Below are 20,687 nucleotides of genomic sequence, written 5' to 3'. Positions count from 1 at the left end.
GTTTTCCGCCCCGGTGTCTATTCGCTGCAACGCGCCGGGGGGGCCGCCCAGTGCCAGACGCCGTCGCGGGCCTGCCGGGTGATTTCGCCGCGCAGGAACAGGTGGTTGAGATGCGCCACCGCCTCGACCAGCGCCATGCCGTATTCCGCTTCGCCGACGGGGCGCTTGAAAAGCACCGGGAAGCACTCGGTGGCGCTGCGCGGGGCTTCGGCCAGAACCGCGCGGAGGCGGGTCAGCGCGCCCTCGTGGTTCTCGATCATCTGATGCAGGCGCAGCGGCAGGCCCAGGAAGGGCAGCTTGTGGCCGGGCAGGATCAGCTGATCTTCCCGCGCGAGCGGCTGGAAGGTGCGACAAGCGGCCAGCCAGTCGGCCACCGGATCGGCAAGCGGTTCCGTGGCATAGGCGCCCAGATTGGCCGAGATCCCGGGCAAAAGCTGATCGCCGCCCAGAATCAGCCCGTCGTCCTCGCTCCAGAGCGTGGCGTGATCGGGCGCATGGCCCTGCCCGATCCGCACCCGCCAGCGCCGCCCGGCGGAATGGATCAGATCGCCCTCGACCATGTTGCGAAAGCCAAGCGGCATCGGATGCACGCAATCGGCAAAGTTGAAGGGCCGTTCCTGCGCCCGCCGCGCCAACAGGTCGGGGTCCATCCCCGCGGCCTTCCAGAAGGCCAGCGTTTCGGGCACCGGCAGGGGCTGTTCATCCAGCATCAGCATGCGGGCGAAAAGCCAGCTGGTCCGCGTCGTCCAAAGCTCGGCACCGCGGGTCTGCAGCCAGCCCGCCAGACCGATGTGATCGGGGTGGTAATGGGTGACGATGACCCGCGTCACCGGCTTGCCCGAAAGCGGGCCATCCAGCGCCTGTTGCAGCGCCGCCCGGCAGGCGCGGCTGTCGATGCCCGGATCGACGAGCGTCCAGCTGTCGCCCTCATCGAGCGCATAGGCATTGACGTGATCAAGCGCCATCGGCAGCGGCAGGCGCAGCCAAAGCACGCCCTCGGCGACCGCAAGGGTCTCGCCGAAGGCGGGGGCGGTTTCAAAGGGGAAGCGCAGTCCGTGGTGGTGTTTCATGCCCCAAGGTCTTCGGGGGAAAGCGCGAAAAGGTCAACCGCCCCCGCCCGGGCCGCCGCCAGCGCCGCCTCGGCCTGCGGCAGCAGACGGCGGATGTAGATCGCGGCCAGTTTCTCATGCGCGCCCCCTTCCAGCGCCGCGCGCAGGTGGTAATGCGCGCCCAGCACCCGGGCAAAGGCCCGCAGATAGGGCACGGCCCCGGCAAAGCGGTCCTGCGTGCCCTGCCCGATCATGCCTTCGGTCTGCTCGCGCAGCGTTTCCGCCGCCTGCCAGACCGCTTCGGCCAGTTCGGGCAAAGCCTCGCGCGCGGCTTTCGCGGCATCCTCGATTTCCTGCAGCAGCCGGAAGGCGGCCCGGCCGTCATCGGCCATCTTGCGCCCGACAAGGTCCATCGCCTGAATGCCGTTCGTGCCCTCGTAAATCGCCGTCACCCGCACGTCGCGGCAGTATTGCGCGGCGCCGGTCTGTTCGATGAAGCCCATGCCGCCATGCACCTGAACGCCCTGTTCGGCGACCCAGATCCCGGTATCGGTGCCGTAAGCCTTGGCAATCGGCGTCAGCAGCGCGGCGCGGGCCAGCCAATGCTCCTCGCCCGTCGCCCGCCCCAGATCGAGCGCAACGGCACAGGCCAGCGCGATCGACCGCGCGGCAAAGATCTCGGCCCGCATCTCGGCCAGCATGCGCCGGACATCGGCATGCTGGATGATCTGCGAAAACTGCACCCGCTCCTGCGCATAGGCCAAGGCCTGCTGGAACGCGGCTTCCGCCACGCCGATCCCCTGCACGCCGACGGCAAGACGGGCATTGTTCATCATCGTGAACATCGCCGCCATGCCTTTGCCGGGCGCGCCCACCATCCAGCCTTTCGCGCCGTCGAAACTCATCACGCAGGTGGGCGAGCCATGCAGGCCCATCTTGTGTTCCAAGGACACGACGCCAAGGCTGTTCGCCACCCCGGGCTTGCCCGACGCATCGGGGATATATTTCGGCACCATGAAGAGGCTGATCCCCTTGGTGCCCGGGCTGGCATCGGGCAGCCGCGCCAGCACCAGATGGCAGATGTTCTCGGTCACGTCGGAATCGCCCCAGGAAATGAAGATCTTCTGCCCGGTGATCGCATAGGTGCCATCGCCCAGCGGCTCGGCCCGGCTGCGCAGCGCGCCGACGTCCGATCCCGCCTGCGGCTCGGTCAGGTTCATCGTCCCCGACCATTCGCCCGAAATCAGCTTCGGAATGTAAAGCGCCTTGATCGCGTCGCTGGCGTGATGTTCCAGCGCCTCGATCTGGCCCTGCGTCAGCAGCGGGTTCAGCTGCAAGGCCAGATTGGCCCCCGACATCATGTCATTCACCGCAACGCAGATCGTCTGCGGCAGGCCCATCCCGCCAAACTCCTGCGGCGCGGCGACGGCGACCCAGCCCCCCTCGGCGATCTGCTGATAGGCCTCCTTGAACCCGGGCGAGGTCCGCACGACACCATTTTCCAGCCGCGCCGGATGCAGATCGCCCGCGCGCAAAAGCGGGGCCATCACCTCGTCGCACAGCTTGCCCGCCTCGGTCAGCACGGCTTCGACCGTCTCGGGCGTCGCCTCGGCAAAGCGTTCGGTCGCCGCCACCGGGGCCAAAGGCACCACCTTGTCCAGGATGAAGCGGATGTCGGCAACGGGCGAGCGATAGGCCATGACGGTCTCCTGTGGTGCGCTTGGCAAACGGGGCCGGGGCGCGTATGCGTGGGCAAATTCGGGGTCGGTTTCGGGCAAAGGTTACCGCAAGGGAAGCCCCCGTCCACCGCAACGCAGCGTCACGAGGGTGGGATGCAGGAAATGACCGAACGTCTTGGGGCAGATGCCGCGGGGCTGGCCCGGGCGGCCGCGCTTTTGCGCGCGGGGCGGCTTGTCGCCTTCCCGACCGAGACGGTCTATGGCCTGGGCGGCGACGCCCGGCAGGGCGCGGCGGTGGCGGCGATCTATGCCGCCAAGGGCCGCCCGCAGTTCAACCCGCTGATCGTGCATGTGGCCGACAGGGAGACGGCGGAACAGGTCGCGGTCTTTTCCGATCAGGCCCGGGCGCTGGCCGCCCGGTTCTGGCCCGGACCGCTGACGCTGGTTCTGCCCGCGCGCCCCGAGGCCGGGATCTCCGATCTGGTCACCGCCGGGCTGCCGACCGTGGCGGTGCGGATGCCCGCGCATCCGGTCGCCCGCGCGCTTCTGGCGGCCTTTGGCGGGCCTTTGGCCGCGCCCTCGGCCAATCCGTCGGGCAAGGTCAGCCCGACCGAGGCGGATCATGTGCTGGAAGGCCTGTCGGGCCGGATCGCCGCGATGGTCGATGGCGGCCGCTGCCCGGTGGGGGTCGAATCGACAATTCTCGGCCTTGCCCCGCCGGTGCTGCTGCGTCCGGGCGGGGTCGATGTCGAAACGCTCGAGGACGCGCTGGGCCAGCCGCTCGCCTTTGGCGGCGACGCGGTGAAGCCGAACGCCCCGGGGCAGCTGCTGTCGCATTACGCCCCCGGCGCGGCGGTCCGGCTTGATGCCACCGAAAAACGCCCGGGAGAGATCTATCTGGGCTTCGGCCCCGGCCCCGAGGCCGATCTGACGCTCTCGGCGAGGGCCGATCCGGTCGAGGCGGCAACGCAGCTTTTTCGCGCTGCTGCGGGTGGCCGACAAGCTCGCCGCGGCGCGCGGCGCCACCACCATCGCCATCGCGCCGATCCCGGAAACCGGTCTTGGGCGCGCGATCAACGACCGGCTGCGCCGCGCCGCCGCGCCGCGGGGATAGGGGGCGCTGCCCCCTCTTTTGGCTGCGCCAAAATTCACCCCCGGGATATTTTCCCTAAGGTGAAAGCCGATCCGGGTCTTGTTTCACCTTGGCGCAAATATCCCGGGGGGAGTCCGACAGGACGGGGGGCAGCGCCCCCCCCTGCCCGGCCTCAGGCATGGCCCGCCGCGGCGGAAAGCGTGCGCGGGTCGATCCCCATCGTGCCCAGCGCGCGCGTCCATTTCGTCGCGTGATCGCCGTCCAGCGCCAGCGCCGCATTGCCCTCGGCCACCAGCCAGCCGTTGTCGAGGATCTCCTGCTCGATCTGCCCCGGCCCCCAGCCCGCATAGCCAAGCGCCAGGATCGCCCGCGATGGCCCCCGCCCGGCGGCGATTTCCTCCAGGATGTCGCGGGTCGCGGTCATCGCCAGCCCCTCGCCCACCGGCATCGTCGCAGCGAACCAGTCGGCCGAATGCAGGACAAACCCGCGCCCGGTCTCGACCGGGCCGCCAAAAAACAAGGGCGCCGCGCCGCGGTCCGAGGCGGTCACGGCAATGCCAAGCTGCTCCAGCAGATCCTCCATCGGCGGTTTCGGCAGCGGCTTGTTGACGATGATCCCCATCGCCCCCTCTGCCGAATGCGAGCACATCGCCACCACCGAATGTTCGAACCGCGGATCGCCCATGCCCGGCATCGCGATCAGAAGTTTGCCGCTCAGATCCATGCTGCTCTCCCCGCTTGCCTGCCTTTTCCCAAAGGTGGACCTGGGCGGCGTTGCAATCAAGCCCCGGCGACAGCCTGTCCGCGGCCTCCTGTCGCGTTTGTGACTTGGCCGATCCCGGGACCGCGGCTATCGCAGGAATATGCGACTGTCCGTGACCGCCCTTGTCCTGTGCCAGAGCCTTGCCGCGCCCGTCGTGGCCGAGGAGGGACCGCCCTTCGCCCCGGGGCTTCTGGCGGCCGAGATCCTGCCCGGCTGGCAGGAGCCGGACGGAGGCCGCATCGCCGCGCTGCGGATCGTGCTTGCCCCGGGCTGGAAGACCTATTGGCGCGTGCCGGGCGATGTCGGCGTGCCGCCGCAGTTCGATTTCGCCGCCTCTAGCAATGTCGCGGCGCTGCAGGTGATCTGGCCCGCCCCCGAGGTATTCGAGGCCGAGGAAACCAGAACGGTCGGCTATCATGACCGGCTGGTGCTGCCGTTGCAGATCGTGCCGCGGGACCCAGCCGCCCCCGTACCGCTGAGCGCCCGTCTGGATTTCGGCATCTGCGACGAGGTCTGCGTGCCGGTCAGCGTCGCGCTGACGCGGGATCTGTCGGGCCCCGGCGCCGAAGATCCGGAGATCGCCGCGGCGCTGGCGGCGGTGCCCCGGCCCGTCCCCGGTCTGGCGCGCTGCACCGTCACGCCGATCCGCGATGGCATGCGCGTCGCGGCCCGGATCGCGTTGCCGCAAGCGGCGGGGGAAACCGCGCTTTTCGAATTGCGCTCGCGGCCGATGTGGGTTTCGGAACCCGAGATCGACCGGCAGGGCGCGGCGCTTCTGGCCAGCGTCGATTTCGTGCCCGAGGATGCCCGGCCCTTCGATCTGGACCCCGCCGATCTGCGCATCACGGTGGTCAGCCACGGCGATGCGGTCGAGATCGACGGCTGTCCGCCCCTCTGACCGGCCCCTCACAGCGCGTTCAGCTTCGCCCGCAATTCCAGCAGATCGGCCCAGACCAGCCGCTTGTTGATCGGCGTGCGCAACAGGTTCGCCGGATGCAGCGTCGGCATCGCGGGGCGGCCGAAAGCCTGCGTCCAGACCCCGCGCAGCCTTGTGATGCCGCGGGTGTTCAACGCCGCCGCGCAGGCGGTGTTGCCCATGAGCACGATCAGATCGGGATCGACCAGCTCGACATGCCGGGCCAGGAACGGCCCCATCATCGCGATTTCCGCAGGCTCCGGCTCGCGGTTGCCGGGCGGGCGCCAGGGCATGACATTGGTGATATAGACCGAGGCCGCCGGATCGGGGGACGCGCGGTCGAGCCCCACCGCCGCCAGCATCCGGTCCAGAAGCTGCCCGGCGCGGCCGACAAAGGGCTTGCCCTGCGCATCCTCGTCCTTGCCCGGGGCCTCGCCGATCAGCATCACCCGGGCCTTCGGATTGCCGTCTGAAAAGACGGTGTTGCGGGCACCGAGTTTCAGCGGGCAATGTTCAAAGCCCAGCAGCGCCGCGCGCAGATCTTCCAGCGTCGCCGACCGTGCCGCCTGCGCCCGCGCCACCGCGACCGGATCGACCGTGTCGACCGGCACCAGCACCGGCGCCGGGCGCTGCGGCCGGGTCTCTGTCCCGGGCGGCGGCGGGGCCGCGACGGGGGCCGGTTCAGGGGTGACCAGATCATAGCGGTTCACCGGTTCATCGCCCACCGGATCGGTCGCGCCCAGCTCGATCAGCCACTCGAAAGCGGCAAGGGCGGCATCGTAACTGATTTCGGGGCCGGGGCGAGTCTGCATGGCTTTCCATCGCATGCCCCGACACGGGGGTAAAGCCGCTGGACGCAGCCCCCCCCATTTGCCATAAGCGGGCCGACAACATCGGAGGACGTCATGGCTTTTCGCGCCCGCCATCTTCTGGGGATCGAGCATCTCTCGCCGGAAGACATCCGTTCCGTTCTTGATCTTGCAGACAGCTATGTCGATCTGAACCGCCGCACCGTGAAGCGCACCGATGCGCTGGCGGGGCTGACGCAGATCAACATGTTCTTCGAGAATTCGACGCGGACGCAATCCAGTTTCGAGCTGGCCGGAAAACGGCTTGGCGCCGACGTGATGAACATGTCGATGCAGACTTCGTCGGTGAAAAAGGGGGAAACCCTGATCGACACGGCGCTGACCTTGAACGCGATGCATCCCGATCTGCTGGTGGTGCGGCATCCCTCCTCGGGCGCCGTCGATCTGCTGGCGCAGAAGGTGAATTGCGCGGTGATCAACGCGGGCGACGGGCGGCACGAACACCCGACGCAGGCGCTGCTGGATGCGCTGACGATCCGGCGTGCCAAGGGGCGGATCCAGCGGCTGACGGTGGCGATTTGCGGCGATGTCGCGCATAGCCGGGTGGCGCGGTCGAACCTGCTGTTGCTGGGCAAGATGGAAAACCGGGTGCGGCTGGTCGGGCCGCCGACGCTGATGCCGGCGGGCTTTGGCGACATCGGCGCCGAGATCTGCGACGACATGCGCGAAGGGCTGCGCGACGCCGATGTGGTGATGATGCTTCGGCTTCAGCGCGAACGGATGGACGGCGGCTTCATCCCCTCGGAACGAGAATATTTCCACCGCTACGGGCTTGATGCGGAAAAGCTGGCCTATGCGAAACCCGATGCGATCGTGATGCACCCGGGGCCGATGAACCGCGGCGTGGAGATCGACGGCACGATTGCCGATGACATCAACCGGTCCGTCATTCAGGAACAGGTCGAGATGGGCGTGGCGGTGCGGATGGCGGTGATGGATCTTCTGGCGCAGAACCTGCGCGCCGAACGCGGCCGCGCCGCGCTGGAGGCCGCCGATGTCTGAGATGAAACGCGATTCCGTCCTCAATTACCGCCCCGGCACGGACAGCGAACTGCCGCTGGAACCGGGTGAAAAGGTCTCGCAGGTGTTCCTGCCCGATCTGCGCCGCTACTGGATGGACCACATGGTTCTGGGCGGGCTCGGCGCGGTGCTGGTCTCGGCGGTGCTGGTCTGGCTGGGCAAGCTGGATCAGATCCCGGTCGCGATCCTCGCCATTCTGATCGGCATGGCGGCGCGGGCGGCCTGGTTTCGCTCGGAAGCCTTTGCGCGACGCTGGCAGCTGACCGACCGGCGCCTGATCGGGCCGCAGGGCAAGCAGGCGATGCTTCTGGAAATCGAGATGGTGCGGTCCTTGATCGGCGATGTGCAGATCGTGACGAAATCGGGCGACAAGCATCTGATCCGGCATCTGGCCGAAGCCGCGCCGGTGGTGGCGGCGATCGAGGCGGCCAAGGCACGCCGGGCCCGGGAGGTCCGATGAGACCGCCGCGCCCCACCCCGCGCGGGGCGGAACTGCCGCTGCCCCCTGCCGAACGGGCCCTGACCGAGATCCCGCATGACCCGACCGCGATCCCCGCGGGCTGGGAAGGCGTGATGGTCCCGGGCGAACGCATCCTGTGGCAGGGCCGACCGCTGCGCCGGATCGGCTGGAAACGTCTCGCCCCGGCCCTGCTGGCCGCTCTGGTGCTGGCCGTTGCCGGGATCGTCCTCACCGGCCTGACGGGCGGGGTGCTGATCTTTGCCGGGCTTGGCCTTGCCGCCGCGGCCCTCTGGGCCGAGCGGCTGCAACGCACCGGCACCGCCTTTACCCTGTCGACCCGGGCGGCCTATATCGCGCGGCGCCATCCCCTGAAGGGGCGACAGCTCGACACCTATCCGATCACCGCCGACATGCCCTTGCGGCTTGTGGGTGGCGACAAGGCGGGCGGCGTGATCTTTGCCAGCCGTCCGCGCGGCACGAAAACCGAGGAGATCGGCTTTCAGGGCATCCTGGATGCGCCCGAAGTCTTTGCGATCTTGCGAAACGCCCGGGAGGCGCTCAGATGACCGTATTTTTTGAAAACGCCCGGCTGATCGACCCCGAAGCGGGCACCGAAACGCTGGGCAATCTGGTGGTGGATGGTGGGATCATCGCGGCCATCGGGCAGATGCAGGCGCCCGCCGATGCACAAGTGATCGACTGCGGCGGCAAATGCCTGGCCCCGGGGATCGTCGATATCGGCGTGAAGATCGGCGAGCCCGGGGAACGGCACAAGGAAAGCTTCCGCACCGCGGGGCTGGCGGCCGCGCGCGGCGGCGTGACCACGATCATCGCCCGTCCCGACACCAGCCCCGCCATCGACACGCCCGAGACGCTGGAATTCGTCACCCGCCGCGCCGCCGAGGCGCCGGTGCGCATCCGTCACATGGCGGCGCTGACCAAGGGCCGCGACGGCCGCGAGATGACCGAGATCGGCTTTCTGATGGATGCGGGCGCCATCGCCTTTACCGATGCCGATCATGTCTGCGCCGATACCAAGGTTCTGTCCCGCGCCTTCACCTATGCCCGCAGCCTTGGCGCGCTGGTGCTGTGCCATCCGCAGGAGCCGGGGCTGTCGAAAGGCGCTGCCGTCACCTCGGGCAAATTCGCAAGCTTGCGCGGCCTGCCCGCCGTTTCCCCGATGGCCGAACGGATGGGGCTGGATCGCGATCTGGCGCTCGTCGAGATGACCGGGGTGCGCTATCACGCCGATCAGATCACCACCGCCCGCGCCCTGCCCGCGCTTTCCCGTGCCAAAGAGGCCGGGCTGCCGGTGACAGCGGGGGTTTCGGTGCATCACCTGACGCTGAACGAATTCGACGTTGGCCATTACCGCACCTTCTTCAAACTGACGCCGCCGCTTCGGTCCGAAGACGACCGGCTGGCGATGGTGCAGGCGCTGGCCGAGGGGGTGATCGACATCCTGTGTTCGATGCACACCCCCGCCGACGAGGAATCAAAACGCCTGCCCTTCGAAGAGGCGGCGGCCGGTGCGGTGGGGCTGGAAACCCTTCTGCCCGCGGCGCTGCGGCTTTATCACGCAGGAAGCATCGGCCTGCCGGGGCTCTTTGCGGCGCTCTCGCTTCATCCGGCGCGGCTGATGGGGCTGCCGCAGGGCCGCCTGCGCGAGGGAAGCCCCGCCGATCTGGTGCTTTTCGACCCGGATGCGCCCTTTGTGCTGGACCGCTTCACGCTGGCCTCGAAATCGAAAAACACGCCTTTTGACGGCGCCAGGCTGACGGGCAAGGTGCTTGCCACTTTCGTCGGCGGGGTGCAGGTTCACGGGCAGGCATAACAAGAACGGACGGGGGCAAGGATGGCGGATCTGCATGCGGGGGCAATGCTGCTTCTGGCGGTGGCGGGGCTTGGCTACCTGCTGGGCTCGGTGCCGTTTGGCGTCGTGATCACCAGGGCCTTCGGTCTGGGCGATCTGCGCCAGATCGGCTCTGGCAATATCGGGGCGACGAATGTGCTGCGCACCGGCAACAAGGCGGCGGCGGCGGCGACACTGATCCTCGATGGCGCCAAGGGGGCGGTGGCGGTGCTGATCGCGCGGGCGCTGCTGGAAGGGAACGCCACCGCGGCCGTGGTGGCGGGCGGCGCGGCCTTCATCGGGCATCTTTACCCGGTCTGGCTGAAGTTCAAGGGCGGCAAGGGGGTTGCGACCTTTCTGGGCACGCTCATTGCGCTTGACTGGATGCTGGGGCTTGGCGCTTGCGGCACATGGTTGATCGCCGCTGCCATCGGGCGGATTTCGTCGCTTTCGGCGCTGGTCGCGGCGGCGGGGTCGGTGCCTTTGGCCTATCTGCTGGGCGATCAGGCCTATATGCCGGTCACGGCGCTGATGGCGGTGCTGATCTTCGTGCGCCACCGCGCCAATATCCAGCGCATCTTTGCGGGCACCGAACCGCGGATCGGCAAGAAGGCGTAACGCCTTCGGCCCTTCGCGTCAGTTGTCCCCTCAGTTATCCTTGTGATCGCGCAGGAAGGGCAGCGCCTTGCGGAAATAATCCCAGCCGGTGATCGCGGTCAGCACCGCGGCCACCCAGATCAGCACCAGACCAACGTGATTGGCCAGATCGGCAAGGCTGGCGAAATTGGGCAGATCGCCCTCGCCCGCGCGGGGGGCGCGGCCGGTTTCCAGATAATCCAGCCCGGTGCCCAGGAACAGGATCGCAATCGCGACCATCTGCGCCGTGGTCTTCCATTTCGCCAGTTTCGTGACCTTGAGCTTGCCCGCATCGGCGCCGATGAATTCGCGCAGGCCCGAGACGAAGACCTCGCGGAACAGGATCACCGTCGCGGGCAGGATGAGCCAGGGGTTCATGCCCGAATAGCCGGTGATCACGACCAGCGCGATCACCACCATCGCCTTGTCGGCAATCGGGTCGAGCATGGCGCCGAACTTGCTTTCCTGCTTCCAGGCCCGCGCCAGATAGCCGTCGAACCAGTCGGTGACGGCGGCGCCGATGAACAGCGTCAGCGCGAACCAATCCGCCCAGGGACGGGCGAAATACAGGAACATCACCGCCACGCCGGGGGCGGCGATCAGGCGCAGAACGGTCAGCGTATTGGGCAGGTTCCATCTCATGCCCGCACCCTAGCCCCGGGCGTGCGCAAGGAAAAGGGGGTGCGACACTCAGCTTTCGGGGTCGGCGTAATCGTGAACGCCGCCCTGCCAGTCGGTGACCCGCCAGAGCCCCGGCCCCGCGCCCGGGGCGACATGATCCGCGGTGATCGGCACCTTGCCAAAGCCCCCCGGGATATCAAGCACATAGGTCGGGATCGCCGCGCCGCTCAGATGCCCGCGCAGCCCGGCCATCAGCGCCCGCCCCGCCGCGATCGAGGTGCGGAAATGGCCGGTGCCGGGGGCAAGGTCGCAATGATGCAGGTAATAGGGCTTCACCCGGCAGTCCTGCAGCGCGCGGAAAAGGTCGCGCAGGGCTTCGTGGCTGTCGTTCACGCCTTTGAGCAAGACCGATTGCGACAGCATCGGCACGCCGGCGTCCACCAGAAGCGCAAGCGCGGCGCGGGCGGGCGCGGTCAGTTCCTGCGCGTGGTTCGTATGCACCACCACCCAGACCGCCGGGCGCTGAGCCCGCAGCAGATCGACCAGTGCGGGGGTGATCCGCTCGGGCGCCACCACCGGCACGCGGGAGTGAAAGCGCAAGGTGGTGAGGTGGGGAATGGCCGAAAGCCGGGTCAGCACCTCTTCCAGCCGGCGGGGAGAGAGCGTCAGCGGATCGCCCCCGGTCAGGATGATCTCGCGCAGGGCTGGCGTTGCGGCGATGTAGGCAAGCGCCTGCGCCAGATCGGCCTCGGGCAGCGGCCCGGTCTCTCCCACGGTCTCGCGGCGAAAGCAGAAGCGGCAGTAGACATGGCAGGTCTTGGTGATGTGCAAGATCGCCCGGTCGGGGTAACGATGCGTGAGCCCGGGGGCCGGGGAATGCACGGCGTCCCCGATGGGATCGGCGCGTTCCTCGGGCCGGGTGATCAGCTCCGCCGCGGTGGGCACGAATTGCGCCGCCACCGGGTCCGCGGGCGTGGCGATCGCGGCGCGCATCACAGGCGTCACGCGGATGCGGAAATCTTGCGCCACCTGCGCCAATGCGGGCATCTGATCGGCCGTCACTAGACCTTCGGTCAGAAGGTCTTCGGGGCTTGTCAGGGCGGTTTTCACGGGCGCGGTCATGGGGGGGGCGCTACGACGGGGCCGAGCTTCCGTCAACCCCGATCGTTGAAGAAGTTCCAGATCGTCTCGGCCATCGCCGCCGAAATCCCCGGAACCTCCATCAGATCGTTTTGCCCCGCGCGGCTGACCGCCTTGGCCGAGCCGAAATGCGCCAGAAGCGCGCGTTTGCGCGTGGCCCCGATGCCGGGGATTTCATCCAGCGGATTGGCCATAGTCGCTTTCGCCCGCTTCGCCCGATGCGCGCCGATCGCCCAGCGGTGGGCCTCGTCGCGCAGGCGCTGGATGTAGTATAGCACCGGATCCTGTCGCGGCAGCGCCATCGGCCGGTGCCCGATGCGGTGGAATTCCTCCTTGCCCAGATCGCGGTCGATGCCCTTGGCGACGCCGACCATCGCAATATCGGCCACCCCCAGCGCGGTCATGATTTCATGCACGGCCGAGACCTGCCCCGCGCCGCCGTCGATCAGCAAAAGATCGGGCCAAAGGTCGGTTTTCCGCTCCGGATCCTCGCGCAAAAGCCGCTCGAAGCGGCGGGTCAGGACCTCCTTCATCATGCCGAAATCGTCGCCGGGGGTCAGATCCTCGCCCTTGATGTTGAACTTGCGATAGGACGATTTCATCAGCCCGTCCGGCCCGGCCACGATCATGCCGCCCACCGCATGGGCGCCCTGAATGTGCGAGTTGTCGTAAACCTCGATCCGGGCGGGCGGCTTGGGCAGCCCGAAGGCCGCGGCCACCCCGGCCAGAAGCTTCGCCTGCGCCGCCGATTCCGACATCTTGCGGCCAAGGCTTTCGCGCGCATTGCGCAGGGCGTTTTCAACCAGCTCCGCCTTTTCGCCGCGCTTGGGCACCGCCAAGTCCACCTTGCGCCCGGCGCGGGTGGACAAAAGATCGACCATCAGATCGGCATCCTCGATCTGATGCGACAGCAGGATCGTCTTCGGCGGCTCCTTGGCGTCGTAGAACTGCGCCAGAAAGGCCTCCAGCACCTCGGCCTCTTCGGCCCCTGCCCCGGTGCGGGGGTAGAAATCGTGATTGCCCCAGCTTTGATGCGCGCGGATGAAAAAGACCTGCACGCAGGCCTGCCCGCCTTCCAGATGCACCGCGACCACATCAGCCTCGGCCACGGTGCGCGGGTTGATGCCCTGGCTTTGCTGCACCGTCGTCAGCGCGCCGATCCGGTCGCGCAGCGCCGCCGCGCGTTCATATTCCATCGCCTCCGAGGCCGCGCTCATCTCGGCGGCCAGCTCCTGCTGGATGCTCGACGACTTCCCCTCAAGGAACCTTTGCGCATCGGCGACGGTGCGGCGGTAGTCTTCCTCGGCGATCTTGCCGACGCAGGGGCCGGAACAGCGCTTGATCTGATATTGCAGGCAGGCCCGGGTGCGGCTGGAAAACATCGCATCCGAGCAGTTGCGCAGCTGGAACGCCCGTTCCAGATGGTTGAGCGTCCGGTTCACCGCCGCGGCAGAGGCGAAGGGCCCGAAATAGGCCCCCTTCACGTTGCGCGCCCCGCGATGCTTGCGGATCATCGGAAAGGGGTGATCCTCGGCGATCAGGATATAGGGAAAGCTCTTGTCGTCGCGCAAAAGCACGTTGTAGCGCGGCTTCAGCTGCTTGATCAGGTTCTGTTCCAAGAGCAGCGCCTCGGTCTCCGTGCGCGTGGTCAGGAACATCATGTGGGTGGTTTCAGAGATCATCCGCGCGATCCGGCCCGAGTGCCCGGTGGTGCGCGCATAATTCGACACGCGCGCCTTCAGGTTGCGGGCCTTGCCGACGTAAAGCACCTCCTGCGCCGCGTTCAGCATGCGATAAACCCCCGGAGATCCGTCAAGACGGCTGACGTAATCCGCGATCAGATCATGGCCGCGCAGCCGCAGACCTTGCTGCGGCGCAGCATCATCGGAAAGGTCGATTCCCTCGGTCATTCTGGCCCCCTGATTCTCTGTATGGGTTGTAACCATGCTTCGGCAAATTCAAGGGGAAAGCTTTCCACCGTTTCTGTGGATAACTTCGTGGGAAAGATTTGCCGATCTGCCGATTTCCCTTGAATCCGGCCCCTTTCACAGGGTTGCTCAAAAAATAGGCGGTTACCTAAATAATTGATTTCAAAAGAAAAGTTTTTTGACTTGGATCAAGTCCCTGAAAGGATTGAGAGAATTGTAACCCTTTGTTTACGACCCGATGAAGAGTGGACAACTTGCCGCCGCCGGTCGCTTCAAAAGCCTTGTCTGGGCGGTGAAAAGGTTACTGATCCGTTAACGGCGCGCCGCAAGGTTAACGATTTGTCCGGTCAGCGCGGGCATCCGCAAGACCAGCCGCAGCGCGTCGGCAAGGGCCTGCGGCATCGGTTTTGGTCCCGGATGCGGCTGTGCAGCAGACCAGGCCGCCTGCCAAGGCGCAGGGTGCGGACGCGGCGGACCAAGGTGGATCGCATTCACCCGCAGCTGCGGCGCATGGGTCAGCGCCGCGCGCTCCAGCCCGCCGCGCAAGGCCGCGGCCTGCCCGTCGGGCAGGAGCCAGATCACCTGACCGCTGGCGTTCTGGTCGGTCCCTGCAGGCGCGGGCAGGGGCGCCGGACGGCTGGCGGCGAAAGCGGCGATCCGCGCCAAGGCCCGCGCCGGATCGTCGGTGCCCAGCAGCAGCCCCTCTGCATCGGTCTTTGTCGGCACCAGCCCGCACAGGGCCAGCGCCTCGGTCAGCACCGCGTCAAGCGCGGGCGGAATATCGCTCAGCAGCACCCGCATGCTCAGCCTCTCTCGCAGGGGCAGGGCCCCGATCCGATCCGCGGCCGACCGCAGCGCGGGCAGGTCTTGCGCAGCAGCGGCGGCGCCTTGGGGCCGGGCAGGCGCAAGCGGCCGAAAAAGGCCAGCCCGACCATCACCAGCACAAACAGGATCGAGATCTTGATCAGCATGTCAGCGCCCGACCCTTGCCCAAAGCGCCCGTTCCTCGGCCGCTTCCAGCACGGAAACCGCGGCCTCGGCGGCGATGCCCGCCCCGAACCGGCGCAGCCAGGACCGGCGTTGCCCGTGCGGCACCAGCTTCACCTTGTCGCCGTAAAGCGCCCGCAGCTTCGGCCCCGGATGCGCCAGCCCGTCGATCAGCCCGGTTTCCAGCGCCTGTGCCCCGGTCCAGATCTCGCCGGTGAACAGATCGGCGCCCGCGGCCAGTTTCGCGCCGCGCCGGTCGGTGACCCAGGCCTTGAAGGCCCGGTGCATGTCCTCCAGCAGCCGGGTCAGCCGGTCCACATCCTCGGGCTTTTCCGGCCGGAACGGGTCGAGAAAACTTTTCGAGCCACCCGCGGTATGCACCCGCCGCTCGACCCCGTAGCGGCCGATCAGATCGGCAAAGCCGAAGCCCGACGAAATCACCCCGATCGAGCCGACGATCGAGGTGGCATCGGCCCAGATGTCATCGGCGGCACAGGCCAGCCAATAGCCGCCCGAGGCCGCCACATCCTCGATGAACGCATGCACCGGCAGGCCGGTTTCCGTGGCCAGCGCCCGAATGCGCGCCGCGATCAGCGAGGATTGCACCGGCGAGCCGCCCGGAGAATTGATGATCAGCGCCACCGCCACCGGCTTGCCCTTGCGAAAGGCGCGCTCCAGCGTTTCGGCCAGCGCGGCATCCGACAGGCCCTGCGCCCCGGGACGGCTGAGGCCGATGGCGCCCTGCAGCCGCACGACGGCGACGCGGGGCGGGCGTTTGAGAAAGGGGGCGGGAAGGAAGCGGGTGATATCCATGTCCCCGATGTAGGCGCGGGCGCGGGCGCAGGCAAGCACTCGGCGGCGAAATCGCCCTCAGCGCGCCGCCTGCATCCGTTCGATATAGGCGCGCAATTCCTCGGCCTCGTGGCGGGCATCGCGCAGACCGTCCATCGCCGCGCGCAGCTCCGCCTCGGTCTGGTTGATCTGGTTCACCAGCTCCGCCTCGCGGCTTTCGACATAGGCGATGGCCTGATCGCGGACCTCCTCGGCCTCGTGCAGGGCCTGCGCCATCTGCTCAAGCTCGCCCATGTCGGCGGCGGTGACCCGGGTCAGCCGGTGGATCAACCACGAGGCGAACCAGCCCAGACTGAAAGCCAGAAACAGGATGATCGCCGTGGCGATGACGAATTCGGTTCTGTTCATCTGCGGCTCTCCTCAGTTGGTCCGCCCGCCCAGCTTCGCCGGGCGCGGTTTCGGGTGGCCGGGCGAGCGCGCGGCGGGGTTGACCGGAATTTCGATCACCGGCTCGGGTTCGGCGGCAGGGGCGGGGGCTGCGCCGGTGTCGGCAGCTGGCGCGGCGGGCGTTTCTGCGGGCGTCTCGGCGGGCGTTTCGGCGGCAGGCCCGGCCTCGGGGCCCGGGGCCGCTTGCGGCGCGGGCATCGGTTCGCCATGCGCCGCTTCCATCGGGGGGGCCCCTTCGATGGCGGTTTCATCCAGCACCAGATCGGGCACGGCCTCGATCGGGGCGACGGGCGTTTGCGGGGGCGTTTGGGGGGGCGGCGTCACCGGCAGATCGACCTGCCCGGCCCCGCCCACCGGCTTGGCATCAAGCAGCACGAATTCGATGCGCCGGTTCGCCTCGCGGCCCTTGTCGGTGTCATTCTCGGCGATGGGCTGGCTTTCGCCATAGCCCTTGGGCGTCAGGTTGCGCGTCAGCACCTTGCGGGCGGAAAGCGCGGAAATCACCGCCTCGGCCCGGGCCTGCGACAGCTTGCGGTTGCCGTCCTCGCCGCCCTGGCTGTCGGTGTGGCCCGCCACTTCCATGCGGAACTCCTGACATTGCGCCATCGCCTTGGCCAGGGCATCAAGCTTCGGCCCGTCCTCGGCCTTGATCGTCGCCGAGCTGGGCTCAAAGCCGATCTTGTCGCGCGCCAGCACCCCGTTCAGCCGCGCCACACATTCATTGCCATCGGGCAGCGCCAGCGTCGCATCCAGCCTGCGGTCGTATTTGATCGAAAGGGTGATCGGCGCCGCCTCGCCCAGCCTGCGCGCAAAAAGACGCGCCGCCTTGTCAGAGGCCTGCCGGTCGCCGGTCACGCCCGAAAGCCGGATCATGTCGGGCGTCACCGTCACCCGCCCATCCTGCAAAAGCCGCAGCGCCTCAAGCGCGGTCAGCGTGCGCAGGGGCCAGCCCTCCGGCAGATCGGCATCGACCCGGGTCGCGCCGTAAACCGCAGTCGCCCCGAACTGCGCATGGGCAAAGCTCTCCAGCGCCTCGCGCGAGCGATCCGAGGTGACGCGGCCGCGCAATTCCACCTGCCCGTCCTCGCGAAGAAGCGCCGAGAATTCGGGCACGGCATCCTTGGCTTCGGCCTTTTTCGTCAGCTCGGCCTTGAGCGAGAACACCCCGGGCAGGTTCGATTCAAGATCGCCCACCACCCGGTCGTAAACCGCGGGATCGGTCGTGTCGGCCGCCACCAGCGCGATATCGGCATCGGAAAAGGTCAGCGTGCCCCCGCCCAGCTGCGCCAGCGCCGTCATGGCTTTTTCGACCGCCTCGGCCCATTGCGGCGAGGGCACGCCCATGCCGACGGTGCAATCGAGCTCGCCCTTGGCCCCGGCCTTGCGCGCCGCCGCGATGATCCGCCCCGCGGCGCGGTCGGTATCGGCGGAACAGGCGTCGAAACGGGCGCCCTCGGCGTCGATCAGGAAGCGCAGCGTGAAGGGCGTGATCACCGGACGCGGCGCCGAGATCTTGGCGTCAAGCTTCACCTCGGTCGGGCGGCGGCGGTTCAGCAGCGCCTCGGCCTCGGCCTTCTGTTCGGGGCTGTCGGTGATCGCCTCGACCCCGACCTTGCCGGGCAGGATCGACACCTTGGCGCGGGGCAGTTCCGTCAGCGCCGCGATGCCGAAATCAAGCGCCGTGCGCCAGCCGCCCGGCACCGGATAATCGGCGCTTTCCAGCATGTCGGTCACCGCCCCCTCGCCCGCGATCCGGGTCAGCCGCTCCAGCAGCGCCTTGCGGTCGGTGCCCGAGGGGACAAGGCCGATCAGCGAGATCCCCTCGTCATTGCGCAGCATCTGCAGCGAGAATTCGGGGGGGGCGATGGCCTTTTGCACCTCGGCATCGGTGTTGTCGACGATGCGGGAGCTGTCGACCACGGTCGAAACCAGGGTGACGGCGCGGAAACGCGCCGCCTCCGACGGCGCGGTGCCGAGCAAGATCACCTGCAGCCCGTCGGTTTCCACCTGCACCCAGGAATGGCTGGCGGTTTCCAGCGCCAGCTTCACCGCCTTGCGCGAGCGCTGCTCGATGATCGTGGCCGAGCCGCCCGCGATGAAGGCCGAAAGCACGAGGGCGCCGACGAAAGCGGTCGTCGTCAGGACAGTGATGCGGCCACGCATGGGGTGTCGTTCCTCGCCTTGGGTCCGATCCGTCTTAAGGGGCGTCCCCCCGGCGATCAATCACAGGATTGCGGCACCGGCAAGAAACAGCGCAGCCCAAAGCCCGGTGTCGCGGCTCTTCCGAAAGAGCATCAGGCAATTGTCCGCGTCGTCGATATCCAGCCTGCGCATCTGCCAAAGCATGTGCCAGCCCATCGCCCAGGGCGCGCAAAGACCAAGCGCCAGCACCAGCGGATTGGAAAGCGGCAAAAGCGCCAGCAGCACCGCGGCCGTCATCAGAACAACCGTCAGGATGAGGAACAGGGTGAGCCAGCGGCTCGTATTGGCGCCAAACAGCCGCGCCGTCGATTTCACCCCGATCAGCGCATCATCTTCCTTGTCCTGATGCGCATAGATCGTGTCGTAAAAGAGCGTCCAGATGATCCCGGCGGCGTAAAGCAGAACGGGCGCCAGCCCAAGGCTGCCGGTATGCGCCACCCAACCGAGCAGCGCCCCCCAGTTGAAGGCGATGCCCAGGAAGGCCTGCGGCCACCACGTGAAGCGTTTGGCAAAGGGATAGACGGCCACCGGCACCAGCGCCAGAACCCCCATGCCGATGGCGGCCCAGTTGAAGGTGAAGAGGATCGCCGCGGCCACCGCCGTCTGCGCCACCATCCAGCCCACGGCCTGTTTCACCGTCACCTGCCCCGAGGGAATCGGGCGCGAGCGCGTCCGCGCCACCTTCCCGTCGAAATCGCGGTCGGTGATGTCGTTCCAGGTGCAGCCCGCGCCGCGCATCAGAAACGCGCCAATCGCGCAGCCCAGCGCCAGCCACAGATCGAAGGGGCGCAGGCTGTCGGTGGCGGCGGCGAGCGCAATCGACCACCAGCACGGAAGCAGCAAAAGCCAGGTGCCGATCGGCCGGTCGGCGCGGGAAAGCCGCAGATAGGGGCGGCTGAAGGCGGGGGCGGTATGGTCCACCCAGTTGCCGCGATAGGCGTCGGCCACCTGTCCCGTCACCTGAGCCTCTGGCATTTCGGTTTTGCCGGTCATAAGTTTCGCCTCATGGAACGCGCCAAGATACGACTCTGTGTTACTCACCCGCTCTCGCCGGGGCAAGCCGTGCCCCTGACCGCCGATCAGGCGAATTATCTCTTTGCGGTGATGCGGCTGGGCCCGGGGGACCGGGTTGCGCTCTTCAACGGGCAGGACGGCGAATGGACCGCCGAGGTGGTCGAGGGCTCGAAACGCGGCGGTGTGCTGCGCTGTCTCGGCCTTGCCGCGCCGCAGCTGAACCCGCCCGATCTGTGGCTTCTTTTCGCGCCAATCAAGAAGGAACGCACCGATTTCATCGTCGAAAAGGCGGCGGAACTGGGCTGTGCGAAGATCCTGCCGGTGCAGACCGAGTTTACAAACGCCGCGCGGATCAAGCAGGACCGGCTGCAGGCGCATGCTTTGGAAGCGGCCGAGCAATGTCTGGGCACTTATGTCCCCGAAGTCAGTGACTTGCAGTCTTTGCAGAAAGTTCTGAAATCCTGGAACCCGGAACGGCGCATTCTTTGGGGCGATGAATCTTTGGTCGGTCCGGCGCAGACGCTTGCCGGTCTTGCCCCCGGCCCTTGGGCGATTCTCGTCGGCCCCGAGGGCGGCTTTTCCGAGACCGAGCGGCACCAGCTGCGGGCTCTGCCGTTTGTCACGCCCGTGTCACTTGGGCCGCGCATCCTGCGCGCCGATACCGCCGCCTGCGCGGCAATCACGCTTTGGCAATCCAGTCTGGGGGACTGGCGGTGATCCGACCCGAGCTGCGCGCGCATCTGATCCGGCAGCGCGAAGCTTATGTCGCAGGTCTGACGCTCGCCGCGAGCCTCTGGATCGGCACGCGCGGCGGCTGGTTTCTGGCGGCGGTGGGGCTTGGTCTTGCCGCCCTTGCCACCGTCTGGCTGGTGCTGGCCCTGCGCCGCGCCCGCTTTGCGCGGCCCGTCTCCGACCCCGGCGTGGTCGAACTGGACGAAGGCCGGATCGGCTATTGGGGCACCGGCGGAGGGATGCTGGGCGGCACCATGGCGCTGGAGGATCTGGTGGAAATCCGCCTGCTGCTTCTGAAAGACAGCCAGTTCTGGCGGCTGAAAAGCCGCGACGGGCAGGCGCTGCTGGTGCCGGTGGCGGCGGCTGGCTCGGAAAAGCTCTTTGACGCCTTCGCCGGTCTGCCCGGCATCGACTTGGGGGCGCTGACGGCCGCGCTGGATCGGCGCATCAGCGCACAAAGCCTGTGGCGCCGCCCCGTCTGAGGCGC

Annotated in this window: 21 protein-coding genes and 1 pseudogene; 9 read left to right on the top strand and 13 right to left on the bottom strand. The window is 67.7% G+C overall.

The window, feature by feature from the left end; all coding sequences use genetic code 11:
• Positions 1–17: 17 nt before the first annotated feature.
• Together ACTTAG_RS02190 and ACTTAG_RS02185 are read right to left on the bottom strand one after the other, a co-directional pair.
• Positions 18–1,070, bottom strand: coding sequence for an MBL fold metallo-hydrolase (locus ACTTAG_RS02190; RefSeq protein WP_444463974.1), 1,053 nt, complete (start codon positions 1,068–1,070; stop codon positions 18–20).
• The gene (locus ACTTAG_RS02185) at positions 1,067–2,749 is read right to left on the bottom strand and encodes an acyl-CoA dehydrogenase (RefSeq protein WP_444463973.1); all 1,683 of its coding nucleotides are present in this window, start codon (positions 2,747–2,749) and stop codon (positions 1,067–1,069) included. Before ACTTAG_RS02185 ends, ACTTAG_RS02190 begins: the two co-directional genes overlap by 4 nt.
• A gap of 132 nt (positions 2,750–2,881) precedes the next feature.
• Here ACTTAG_RS02185 and ACTTAG_RS02180 point away from each other — a divergent pair.
• Positions 2,882–3,842, top strand: a pseudogene (locus tag ACTTAG_RS02180) (L-threonylcarbamoyladenylate synthase).
• 151 nt (positions 3,843–3,993) lie between these two features.
• On the opposite strand, the gene ACTTAG_RS02175 reads toward ACTTAG_RS02180, so the two are convergent.
• A complete protein-coding gene (locus tag ACTTAG_RS02175; RefSeq protein WP_444463972.1) occupies positions 3,994–4,545 on the bottom strand; it encodes a YqgE/AlgH family protein in 552 nt (183 codons plus the stop codon).
• A 151-nt stretch (positions 4,546–4,696) separates the two neighbouring features.
• On the opposite strand from ACTTAG_RS02175, the gene ACTTAG_RS02170 reads away from it, so the two are divergent.
• Positions 4,697–5,482, top strand: coding sequence for a protein-disulfide reductase DsbD domain-containing protein (locus ACTTAG_RS02170; protein ID WP_444463971.1), 786 nt, complete (start codon positions 4,697–4,699; stop codon positions 5,480–5,482).
• 8 nt (positions 5,483–5,490) lie between these two features.
• On the opposite strand, the gene ACTTAG_RS02165 is transcribed toward ACTTAG_RS02170, so the two are convergent.
• Positions 5,491–6,312, bottom strand: coding sequence for a uracil-DNA glycosylase (locus ACTTAG_RS02165; protein WP_444463970.1), 822 nt, complete (start codon positions 6,310–6,312; stop codon positions 5,491–5,493).
• 93 nt (positions 6,313–6,405) lie between these two features.
• On the opposite strand from ACTTAG_RS02165, the gene ACTTAG_RS02160 reads away from it, so the two are divergent.
• The 5 genes from ACTTAG_RS02160 to plsY are packed head-to-tail and all read left to right on the top strand — an operon-like array spanning position 6,406 to position 10,319.
• Positions 6,406–7,371, top strand: a complete 966-nt coding sequence (locus ACTTAG_RS02160) for an aspartate carbamoyltransferase catalytic subunit (RefSeq protein ID WP_444463969.1) — start codon at positions 6,406–6,408, stop codon at positions 7,369–7,371.
• Entirely contained in the window at positions 7,364–7,849 is a 486-nt protein-coding gene (locus ACTTAG_RS02155) for a hypothetical protein (RefSeq protein ID WP_444463968.1), read from the top strand. The genes ACTTAG_RS02160 and ACTTAG_RS02155 overlap by 8 nt, the downstream gene beginning before the upstream one ends.
• Complete coding sequence (locus tag ACTTAG_RS02150; protein WP_444463967.1) at positions 7,846–8,415, top strand: hypothetical protein; 570 nt, start codon at positions 7,846–7,848, stop codon at positions 8,413–8,415. Before ACTTAG_RS02155 ends, ACTTAG_RS02150 begins: the two co-directional genes overlap by 4 nt.
• Positions 8,412–9,683, top strand: coding sequence for a dihydroorotase (gene pyrC, locus ACTTAG_RS02145; protein ID WP_444463966.1), 1,272 nt, complete (start codon positions 8,412–8,414; stop codon positions 9,681–9,683). Before ACTTAG_RS02150 ends, pyrC begins: the two co-directional genes overlap by 4 nt.
• Positions 9,684–9,704: 21 nt before the next feature.
• On the top strand, positions 9,705–10,319 hold the full coding sequence (gene plsY / locus ACTTAG_RS02140) for a glycerol-3-phosphate 1-O-acyltransferase PlsY (protein ID WP_444463965.1): 615 nt from the start codon (positions 9,705–9,707) through the stop codon (positions 10,317–10,319).
• A 30-nt stretch (positions 10,320–10,349) separates the two neighbouring features.
• Here plsY and pgsA read toward each other — a convergent pair whose 3' ends face one another.
• The 9 genes from pgsA to ubiA all read right to left on the bottom strand — a co-directional run bounded on the left by pgsA (position 10,350) and on the right by ubiA (position 19,447).
• Positions 10,350–10,979: a CDP-diacylglycerol--glycerol-3-phosphate 3-phosphatidyltransferase gene (pgsA, locus tag ACTTAG_RS02135; RefSeq protein WP_444463964.1), complete on the bottom strand. Its 630-nt coding sequence runs from the start codon at positions 10,977–10,979 to the stop codon at positions 10,350–10,352.
• Positions 10,980–11,027: 48 nt separating this feature from the next.
• Positions 11,028–12,080, bottom strand: a complete 1,053-nt coding sequence (locus tag ACTTAG_RS02130) for a lysine-2,3-aminomutase-like protein (RefSeq protein ID WP_444463963.1) — start codon at positions 12,078–12,080, stop codon at positions 11,028–11,030.
• A gap of 32 nt (positions 12,081–12,112) precedes the next feature.
• Positions 12,113–14,008 carry an excinuclease ABC subunit UvrC gene (uvrC, locus tag ACTTAG_RS02125; protein ID WP_444463962.1) on the bottom strand — a complete coding sequence of 632 codons (1,896 nt, stop codon included), beginning with the start codon at positions 14,006–14,008 and terminating at the stop codon, positions 12,113–12,115.
• 330 nt (positions 14,009–14,338) lie between these two features.
• Positions 14,339–14,827 (bottom strand): hypothetical protein, encoded by a 489-nt coding sequence (locus ACTTAG_RS02120; RefSeq protein ID WP_444463961.1) that lies wholly within the window; start codon positions 14,825–14,827, stop codon positions 14,339–14,341.
• 2 nt (positions 14,828–14,829) lie between these two features.
• Positions 14,830–14,997 (bottom strand): hypothetical protein, encoded by a 168-nt coding sequence (locus ACTTAG_RS02115; RefSeq protein ID WP_444463960.1) that lies wholly within the window; start codon positions 14,995–14,997, stop codon positions 14,830–14,832.
• A 1-nt stretch (position 14,998) separates the two neighbouring features.
• On the bottom strand, positions 14,999–15,826 hold the full coding sequence (locus ACTTAG_RS02110) for a S49 family peptidase (protein WP_444463959.1): 828 nt from the start codon (positions 15,824–15,826) through the stop codon (positions 14,999–15,001).
• 57 nt (positions 15,827–15,883) lie between these two features.
• Positions 15,884–16,213: a hypothetical protein gene (locus tag ACTTAG_RS02105; protein WP_444463958.1), complete on the bottom strand. Its 330-nt coding sequence runs from the start codon at positions 16,211–16,213 to the stop codon at positions 15,884–15,886.
• Positions 16,214–16,225: 12 nt separating this feature from the next.
• Positions 16,226–18,415: an OmpA family protein gene (locus tag ACTTAG_RS02100; protein ID WP_444463957.1), complete on the bottom strand. Its 2,190-nt coding sequence runs from the start codon at positions 18,413–18,415 to the stop codon at positions 16,226–16,228.
• Between the two features lie 60 nt (positions 18,416–18,475).
• Positions 18,476–19,447 carry a 4-hydroxybenzoate octaprenyltransferase gene (ubiA, locus tag ACTTAG_RS02095; RefSeq protein ID WP_444463956.1) on the bottom strand — a complete coding sequence of 324 codons (972 nt, stop codon included), beginning with the start codon at positions 19,445–19,447 and terminating at the stop codon, positions 18,476–18,478.
• A gap of 12 nt (positions 19,448–19,459) precedes the next feature.
• On the opposite strand from ubiA, the gene ACTTAG_RS02090 reads away from it, so the two are divergent.
• Together ACTTAG_RS02090 and ACTTAG_RS02085 are read left to right on the top strand one after the other, a co-directional pair.
• Positions 19,460–20,185, top strand: coding sequence for a 16S rRNA (uracil(1498)-N(3))-methyltransferase (locus ACTTAG_RS02090; protein ID WP_444463955.1), 726 nt, complete (start codon positions 19,460–19,462; stop codon positions 20,183–20,185).
• A complete protein-coding gene (locus ACTTAG_RS02085; RefSeq protein ID WP_444463954.1) occupies positions 20,182–20,682 on the top strand; it encodes a hypothetical protein in 501 nt (166 codons plus the stop codon). The genes ACTTAG_RS02090 and ACTTAG_RS02085 overlap by 4 nt, the downstream gene beginning before the upstream one ends.
• The last annotated feature ends 5 nt before the right edge of the window (positions 20,683–20,687 follow it).

It is taken from the genome of Rhodobacter capsulatus (genome assembly GCF_052363185.1).
GTDB classification, from domain to species: Bacteria; Pseudomonadota; Alphaproteobacteria; order Rhodobacterales; family Rhodobacteraceae; genus Rhodobacter; species Rhodobacter capsulatus_E.
This window is presented reverse-complemented; position numbering and strand designations above follow the sequence as displayed.

Coding starts and splice junctions, on each gene's coding strand:
- ACTTAG_RS02185 (WP_444463973.1), bottom strand. CDS start 2,749: ATGGCCTATCGCTCGCCCGTTGCCGACATCCGCTTCATCCTGGACAAG.
- ACTTAG_RS02130 (WP_444463963.1), bottom strand. CDS start 12,080: ATGACCGCGCCCGTGAAAACCGCCCTGACAAGCCCCGAAGACCTTCTG.
- ACTTAG_RS02110 (WP_444463959.1), bottom strand. CDS start 15,826: ATGGATATCACCCGCTTCCTTCCCGCCCCCTTTCTCAAACGCCCGCCC.
- ACTTAG_RS02175 (WP_444463972.1), bottom strand. CDS start 4,545: ATGGATCTGAGCGGCAAACTTCTGATCGCGATGCCGGGCATGGGCGAT.
- pgsA (WP_444463964.1), bottom strand. CDS start 10,979: ATGAGATGGAACCTGCCCAATACGCTGACCGTTCTGCGCCTGATCGCC.
- ACTTAG_RS02190 (WP_444463974.1), bottom strand. CDS start 1,070: ATGAAACACCACCACGGACTGCGCTTCCCCTTTGAAACCGCCCCCGCC.
- uvrC (WP_444463962.1), bottom strand. CDS start 14,008: ATGACCGAGGGAATCGACCTTTCCGATGATGCTGCGCCGCAGCAAGGT.
- ACTTAG_RS02090 (WP_444463955.1), top strand. CDS start 19,460: ATGGAACGCGCCAAGATACGACTCTGTGTTACTCACCCGCTCTCGCCG.
- ACTTAG_RS02115 (WP_444463960.1), bottom strand. CDS start 14,997: ATGCTGATCAAGATCTCGATCCTGTTTGTGCTGGTGATGGTCGGGCTG.
- ACTTAG_RS02100 (WP_444463957.1), bottom strand. CDS start 18,415: ATGCGTGGCCGCATCACTGTCCTGACGACGACCGCTTTCGTCGGCGCC.
- ubiA (WP_444463956.1), bottom strand. CDS start 19,447: ATGACCGGCAAAACCGAAATGCCAGAGGCTCAGGTGACGGGACAGGTG.
- ACTTAG_RS02165 (WP_444463970.1), bottom strand. CDS start 6,312: ATGCAGACTCGCCCCGGCCCCGAAATCAGTTACGATGCCGCCCTTGCC.
- ACTTAG_RS02150 (WP_444463967.1), top strand. CDS start 7,846: ATGAGACCGCCGCGCCCCACCCCGCGCGGGGCGGAACTGCCGCTGCCC.
- ACTTAG_RS02105 (WP_444463958.1), bottom strand. CDS start 16,213: ATGAACAGAACCGAATTCGTCATCGCCACGGCGATCATCCTGTTTCTG.
- ACTTAG_RS02155 (WP_444463968.1), top strand. CDS start 7,364: ATGTCTGAGATGAAACGCGATTCCGTCCTCAATTACCGCCCCGGCACG.
- ACTTAG_RS02160 (WP_444463969.1), top strand. CDS start 6,406: ATGGCTTTTCGCGCCCGCCATCTTCTGGGGATCGAGCATCTCTCGCCG.
- ACTTAG_RS02120 (WP_444463961.1), bottom strand. CDS start 14,827: ATGCGGGTGCTGCTGAGCGATATTCCGCCCGCGCTTGACGCGGTGCTG.
- pyrC (WP_444463966.1), top strand. CDS start 8,412: ATGACCGTATTTTTTGAAAACGCCCGGCTGATCGACCCCGAAGCGGGC.
- plsY (WP_444463965.1), top strand. CDS start 9,705: ATGGCGGATCTGCATGCGGGGGCAATGCTGCTTCTGGCGGTGGCGGGG.